This is a genomic window from Streptomyces recifensis (assembly GCF_002154615.1).
GTDB lineage: Bacteria > Actinomycetota > Actinomycetes > Streptomycetales > Streptomycetaceae > Streptomyces > Streptomyces griseoluteus.
This window is the reverse complement of the sequence record NZ_MUNH01000190.1, coordinates 1-6,464: the sequence shown is the minus strand read 5'-3', so window position 1 is coordinate 6,464 and position 6,464 is coordinate 1. Positions and strand designations below refer to the sequence as shown.

Annotated in this window: 4 protein-coding genes and 1 pseudogene; 3 read left to right on the top strand and 2 right to left on the bottom strand. The window is 72.3% G+C overall.

Going from position 1 to position 6,464, the window contains the following annotated elements; translation table 11 throughout:
* Positions 1-733, top strand: a 733-nt coding sequence (locus tag CCN33_RS11705) for a polysaccharide lyase family 7 protein (RefSeq protein ID WP_086693576.1), incomplete at its 5' end; no start/stop codon positions are given.
* Positions 734-824: 91 nt separating this feature from the next.
* Positions 825-1,274 carry a hypothetical protein gene (locus CCN33_RS11700; RefSeq protein ID WP_086693575.1) on the top strand — a complete coding sequence of 150 codons (450 nt, stop codon included), beginning with the start codon at positions 825-827 and terminating at the stop codon, positions 1,272-1,274.
* A 61-nt stretch (positions 1,275-1,335) separates the two neighbouring features.
* Here the strand turns inward: CCN33_RS11700 and CCN33_RS11695 are convergent, their stop codons facing one another.
* Both CCN33_RS11695 and CCN33_RS11690 read right to left on the bottom strand, forming a co-directional pair.
* The gene (locus tag CCN33_RS11695) at positions 1,336-4,710 is read right to left on the bottom strand and encodes a pyruvate carboxylase (protein ID WP_086693574.1); all 3,375 of its coding nucleotides are present in this window, start codon (positions 4,708-4,710) and stop codon (positions 1,336-1,338) included.
* A 76-nt stretch (positions 4,711-4,786) separates the two neighbouring features.
* Entirely contained in the window at positions 4,787-5,641 is an 855-nt protein-coding gene (locus CCN33_RS11690) for a hypothetical protein (protein WP_086693573.1), read from the bottom strand.
* A 131-nt stretch (positions 5,642-5,772) separates the two neighbouring features.
* Between CCN33_RS11690 and CCN33_RS11685 the strand changes: the two are divergent.
* Positions 5,773-6,464, top strand: a pseudogene (locus CCN33_RS11685) (hypothetical protein); the annotation flags it as partial.

Sequence of the window (6,464 nt, the reverse complement as noted above, 5' to 3'; positions counted from 1 at the left end):
CCTCGCCCTCACCCTCGGCGCCTTCGGCGGCACCGCGCACGCGGCCGACCCACACGTGGCGCCCGGCGGCAACTTCGACCTCTCGGTCTGGCAGCTCCAGGAGCCGGTCGGCTCCCCCGGCTCCCCCACCACGATCTCCTCGTCCCGGCTGCGCGGCGCGAACGGCTACCAGGACGCGTACTTCTACACCGACACCCGCGACGGCGCGATGACCTTCTGGGCGCCGGAGAAGGGCGTCACCACACCGAACTCGAACTACGCCCGCTCCGAGCTGCGCGAGATGAACCGCGACGGCGGCGCGGCCGACTGGGCGCTCGGCGGTACGCACCGGATGAACGCGACCCTCCGGGTGGTGTCGGTGACCAAGAACGTCTGCGTCGGACAGATCCACCTCGGCTCCGGCGGCTCCTCCACCAAGCCGCTGCTGGAGCTCTACTACCACGCGGACGGCGACATCGTCCTGGGCACCGAGAACTCCCCTTCCGGCGGCCAGACCCCGCACACGGTGGGCCATGTGTCCCTCGGCAAGACCTGGACGTACAGCATCGCCGTGACCGGCGGGAACACCATCGAGCTGACCGTCAACGGCAGCACCACGCGCTACCCGATCCCCTCGTCCTTCAATCCGTACAAGCAGTACTTCAAGGCCGGGTCCTACAACCAGTCCTCCTCGGACTCGACCACCAACGGCGCCCGCGTCGCGTTCTACGGCCTGACCGTCCAGCACGGGTGATCCGCGCTCCCACCTGCGCGAGTGGTGTATTCGGGCGAACGGTCGTAGCGTCGGCACACGGTCGGACACAGCACGACAGGTGGGAGCGGCCATGCGCGGATCACTGGTGGGAACGACGGTCACCCTGGCTGCGGGAGCCCTGCTCACCGCGGCGATGACGACGGCGTCGGCCAGCCCGCCGACGGCCCCCGTCTCGCACCGTACCGCGCCCGTCCTCGTCGACTGCCAGTTCAAGAAGAACGTGCGGCCGACCGACTTCATCCTCGCCTGCGGCGACGGCAACAGCAGGCTCGTCGACCTCACGTGGGTGAAGTGGGACTCGGAGTCGGCCCTGGCCGAGGGTGTGAACGTGGTCAACAACTGCGACCCGTACTGCGCCAAGGGCGTCTTCCGCCCCTACCACGTGACCGTGCGCCTCGACCGCCCGGCCGCGTGGAAGAAGAACCCGGCCGTCAAGCGGTACACCCGGATGAGCGTGACCTACGCCGACGCGCGCCCGAAGGGCTTCACGCAGACCATGGACTACCCCCTCTGGGGCTGATCCCGCCCGTACTCCGTCCGCTCCCGGCCCCGACGAGGGGCCGGGAGCGGACGCGGGCGGTTCAGGCCAGCTCGACCAGCAGGTCTCCGCCCTCCACCTGCTGGATGCGGTTGATCGCCAGCCGGGACACCCGGCCCGCCTTCGGCGCGGTGATCGTCGCCTCCATCTTCATCGCCTCGATGGTGGCTACGGTCTCCCCGGCCGCCACCTCCGCGCCCTCCTCCACCGCGAGCGTCACCACCCCGGCGAACGGCGCCGCCACATGGCCCGGGTTCGAGCGGTCGGCCTTCTCCGTCACCGGCACGTCGGTCGCGGCCGAGCGGTCGCGGACCTGGATCGGCCGGAGCTGGCCGTTGAGGGTGGACATCACCGTGCGCATACCGCGCTCGTCGGCCTCGCCGACCGCCTGCAGCTCGATGAGCAGCCGCACGCCGGGCTCCAGGTCCACGGCGTACTCCTTGGCCGGGCGCAGTCCGTAGAAGAACGACTTGCTGTCCAGGACGCTCGTGTCGCCGTACGCCTGCCGGTGGGTGTCGAACTCGCCGGTCGGGCCGGGGAACAGCAGGCGGTTCAGCGTGGGCTTCGGGTCCTTCTCCAGCCCCTCGCGGTCCTCTGCGGACAGCTCCCGTACCGGCTTGGCCGCTGCGCGGCCGCGCAGCGCCTTGGTGCGGAACGGCTCCGGCCAGCCGCCGGGCGGCGTGCCCAGCTCGCCGCGGAGGAAGCCGATCACCGAGTCCGGGATGTCGAAGCGGTCCGGGTCGGCCTCGAAGTCGTCCGGCGAGACGCCCGCTCCGACCAGGTGCAGGGCGAGGTCGCCGACCACCTTGGAGGACGGGGTGACCTTGACCAGGCGGCCCAGGATGCGGTCGGCGGCCGCGTACATCGCCTCGATCTCCTCGAAGCGGTCGCCGAGGCCGAGCGCGACGGCCTGGGTGCGCAGGTTGGAGAGCTGGCCGCCGGGGATCTCGTGGTGGTAGACCCGGCCGGTCGGGGAGGCGAGGCCCGCCTCGAAGGGGGCGTAGACCTTGCGCACGCCCTCCCAGTACGGCTCCAGCTCCTCGACCGCGTGGAGGCTGAGGCCGGTGGGGCGCTCGGAGTGGTCGGTGGCGGCGACCAGGGCGGAGAGCGAGGGCTGCGAGGTCGTCCCGGCCATGGAGGCGACCGCGCCGTCCACCGCGTCGACGCCCGCCTGGATCGCGGCGAGGTAGGTGGCGAGCTGGCCGCCCGCGGTGTCGTGGGTGTGCAGATGCACCGGCAGCCCGAACTCGCCGCGCAGCGCGGTGACCAGCTTCGCGGCGGCGGGGGCGCGCAGCAGGCCGGCCATGTCCTTGATGGCGAGGACATGGGCGCCGGCCTCGACGATCCGCTCGGCCAGCCTCAGGTAGTAGTTGAGCGTGTAGAGCCGCTCGGCGGGGTCACTGAGGTCGGCGGTGTAGCAGAGCGCGACCTCGGCGACGGCGGTGCCGGTCTCGCGCACGGCGTCGATGGCGGGCCGCATCTGGTCGACGTCGTTCAGCGCGTCGAAGATGCGGAAGATGTCGACGCCGGTGGCGGCGGCCTCCCGCACGAAGGCGTCGGTGACCTCGGTGGGGTATGGGGTGTAGCCGACGGTGTTGCGGCCGCGCAGCAGCATCTGGAGGCAGATGTTGGGCACCGCCTCGCGCAGCGCGGCCAGCCGCTCCCACGGGTCCTCGGCGAGGAAGCGCAGGGCGACGTCGTAGGTGGCGCCGCCCCAGCACTCCAGGGAGAGCAGTTCGGGCAGGGTGCGGGCGACGACGGGGGCGACCGCGAGCAGGTCCTTGGTGCGCACCCGGGTGGCCAGCAGCGACTGGTGGGCGTCGCGGAAGGTGGTGTCGGTGACGCCGAGCGCCGGGGATTCGCGCAGTTCGCGGGCGAAGCCCTCGGGGCCGAGGTGGACCAGCCGCTGCCGGGAGCCCGCCGGGGGCTCGCCCGCCGGGAGTGCGGGCAACTTGGCGACGGGGTCGAGGAGTTCGGGGCGCTCCCCGTGCGGCTTGTTGACGGTGACGTCGGCCAGGTAGGTGAGCAGCTTGGTGCCCCGGTCGGCCGAGTGACGGGACGTCAGCAGGTAGGGACGCTCCTCGATGAACGAGGTGGTGACGCGTCCGGCACGGAAGTCGGGGTCGTCCAGCACGGCCTGCAGGAAGGGGATGTTGGTGGCCACGCCCCGGATGCGGAACTCGGCGACCGCGCGCCGGGCGCGGCCCACGGCGGCCTGGAAGTCCCGTCCCCGGCAGGTGAGTTTGACCAGCATGGAGTCGAAGTGGGCGCTGATCTCGGTGCCGGCGTGGGTGGTTCCGCCGTCGAGCCGGATGCCGGAGCCACCGGGCGAACGGTACGCGCTGATCAGTCCGGTGTCCGGGCGGAAGCCGTTGGCGGGGTCCTCGGTGGTGATCCGGCACTGGAGGGCGGCGCCGCGCAGGGTGATCCGGTCCTGGGAGAGCCCGAGGTCGGCCAGGGTCTCCCCGGCGGCGATGCGCATCTGGGCCTGGACGAGGTCGACGTCGGTGACCTCCTCGGTGACCGTGTGCTCGACCTGGATGCGGGGGTTCATCTCGATGAAGACGTGGTTGCCGTCCCGGTCGAGGAGGAACTCCACGGTGCCGGCGTTGCGGTAGCCGATCTCGCGGGCGAAGCGCACGGCGTCGGCGCAGATCCGGTCCCGCAGTCCGGGATCGAGGTTGGGGGCGGGCGCCAGCTCGATGACCTTCTGGTGGCGGCGCTGGAGCGAGCAGTCGCGCTCGTAGAGGTGGATCACGTTGCCCTCGCCGTCGGCGAGGATCTGCACCTCGATGTGGCGGGGATCCACGACGGCCTTCTCCAGGAAGACGGTCGGGTCGCCGAAGGCGGACGCGGCCTCGCGGGAGGCGGCCTCGATGGACTCGCGGAGCTGGGCGGGCTCCTCGACCCGGCGCATGCCCCGGCCGCCACCGCCCGCGACCGCCTTCACGAAGACGGGGAAGCCGATCTCGTCGGCGGCGCGTACCAGTTCGTCCACGTCGTTGGAGGGCGCGGAGGAACCGAGCACGGGCACGCCGGCCGCACGCGCGGCGGCGACCGCGCTGGCCTTGTTGCCGGTGAGTTCGAGGGTGTCGGCGCTGGGGCCGACGAAGGTGATCCCGGCCTCCTCGCAGGCGCGGGCCAGGTCGGGGTTCTCCGAGAGGAAGCCGTAGCCGGGGTACACGGCGTCGGCACCGGCACGGCGGGCGGCGCTCACGATCTCGTCCACGGACAGATAGGCGCGTACGGGGTGACCGGGCTCGCCGATCTCGTACGCCTCGTCGGCCTTGAGCCGGTGCAGCGAGTTGCGGTCCTCGTGAGGGAAGACGGCCACCGTGCGCGCGCCGAGTTCGTAGCCCGCCCGGAACGCGCGGATGGCGATCTCTCCGCGGTTGGCTACCAGCACCTTGCGGAACATCTGGGATTCCCTTCAGCCTGCCGGCGACGAACACCATGGTGTCAGCCACGTACTGCCCCCGTACTCCGCCGAAACACTAGGGGGTGCGCGCCCCCGTGGAAGTGCGAAAACCGTCACATTGACGTGCGCGCGTCGGGTCGGTGGGGAGTACGGCGGAGGCGCTGAGGTCCGGGAGGGGAAGCCGGGGCGGCACCGCGGGTGTGGACACCGGTCCGGGCCGGTTCCTTCGGGCGTACGGCAGGCGGAGGCGGCGGCCGCGCAGCAGGGCGAGGGCGATCGCGGCGGACACGGCGACGAGGTGCTCGCGGCCGGCGAGGTTGGGTACGGCGATGGACTCCCACACCATCGATCCGCCTGTCAGGGTGAAAACCACGGGGGCGCGCCGGACCACCGCCAGATAGGTGAACAGGCCCACCACGGCCGCCGAAGGGCCGGTGTCGAGGACGGCTCCGTACTCGGCGGGCAGCCCGATCCCCCACCGGCCGGGCCCCAGCTCGATCATCAGCCGGGCGGTGAGGGTGCCGGCCAGGGTGGTGACGTAGGCGATGGCCAGGGTGCGGGCGCGGCCGAGGACCAGTTCGGCCAGGGCGAAGGCCAGGAACAGCTGGGTGATGCCCGCCCACACCGGCAGGTCGAGCGCGGGGACGTACAGCGAGACGGGGGTGCGCAGCAGGGAGAGCCAGAGGGGGAGGTCGGCCGTGACGCCGCCGAGCCGCCGGACCCAGGTGGCGCCGGCGGGGTGCTGGGCCAGGTCGTGGAAGAGGACGACGCCGGACGCGGCCACGAAGGCGAGGAGCAGCCCGGACAGTCCGCGGTGCGTGAGGCGGCGTAGCGGGTCCACCACGACGGCATGCCACTCGCCGCGCAGGGTGCGGCCGGTGAACCGGGCCGCGCGCACGAGGAGGCTCCACGCCCCCGGTTCCCCCGCCACGTGCCGCTCCCCCTTCGCCGATGGCCCGCCGGGGCGGACGGTCACAGTCCAGCGGGCCGGGAACCGCGAGTCAAGATCTACGGCTTCGGTGGATAAGCCGCCCGCGCCCGGTTCGCGGCCAACACCACCCTTTGGACGTCCACTTCATGGAAGGCCGCTGCTTTCTTTCCATTTTGATCATCAACTCTCGTATAGTGACCGCCGGTTCACCCAAGACGCTGTTTCTTGTCGTTTCTCGTCTCCCGACGACCCCCGACTTCCGCGAGGACCAGACCGGACCGATGACCGCGCCCACGCCCCCCGGCGACCGCCCAGCCCTCCGTACGCCCGCATTCGCCCTGGCCGCGACCGCGGTCCTGTCGGCGCTCGCGCTCGGCGCGGCCGTGGCGGTGGCCCCGCTTTCGGCACGCAACGCGCTGCTGTGGGCCGGAGGTTCGGCTGCGATCGTGCTCTGTGCAGCGGTGACCGTGGCCGCGCACGCCCGGGTTGCCGCCCGCCGGGCCCGGCTGCGGCTTGCGGGCGCGCTGGCCGACGTGGAGCGGCTGGAGCGGCAGCGGACCTCGGCGACCGAGGAGACGCGCCGGGAGCAGCAGCGGCTCATCGACGAACTGGCGGCACAGCGTGCCGAGTTCAGCACCGAGCGGACCCGGCTCGAGAAGGAGGGCGCGCGCGAGGCGGACCGGCTGCGTCGCGAGGTGCTGCGGCTCTCCGGCGAGCTGGAGAAGGCCCGGCGCGAGCGGGCGGCGGCCGTGTCGGCCACCTCCAACACCGCGGGTCGGATGCAGGCGTTGGCCACGGCGACCCTGGCCGACCTGCGGGCGAT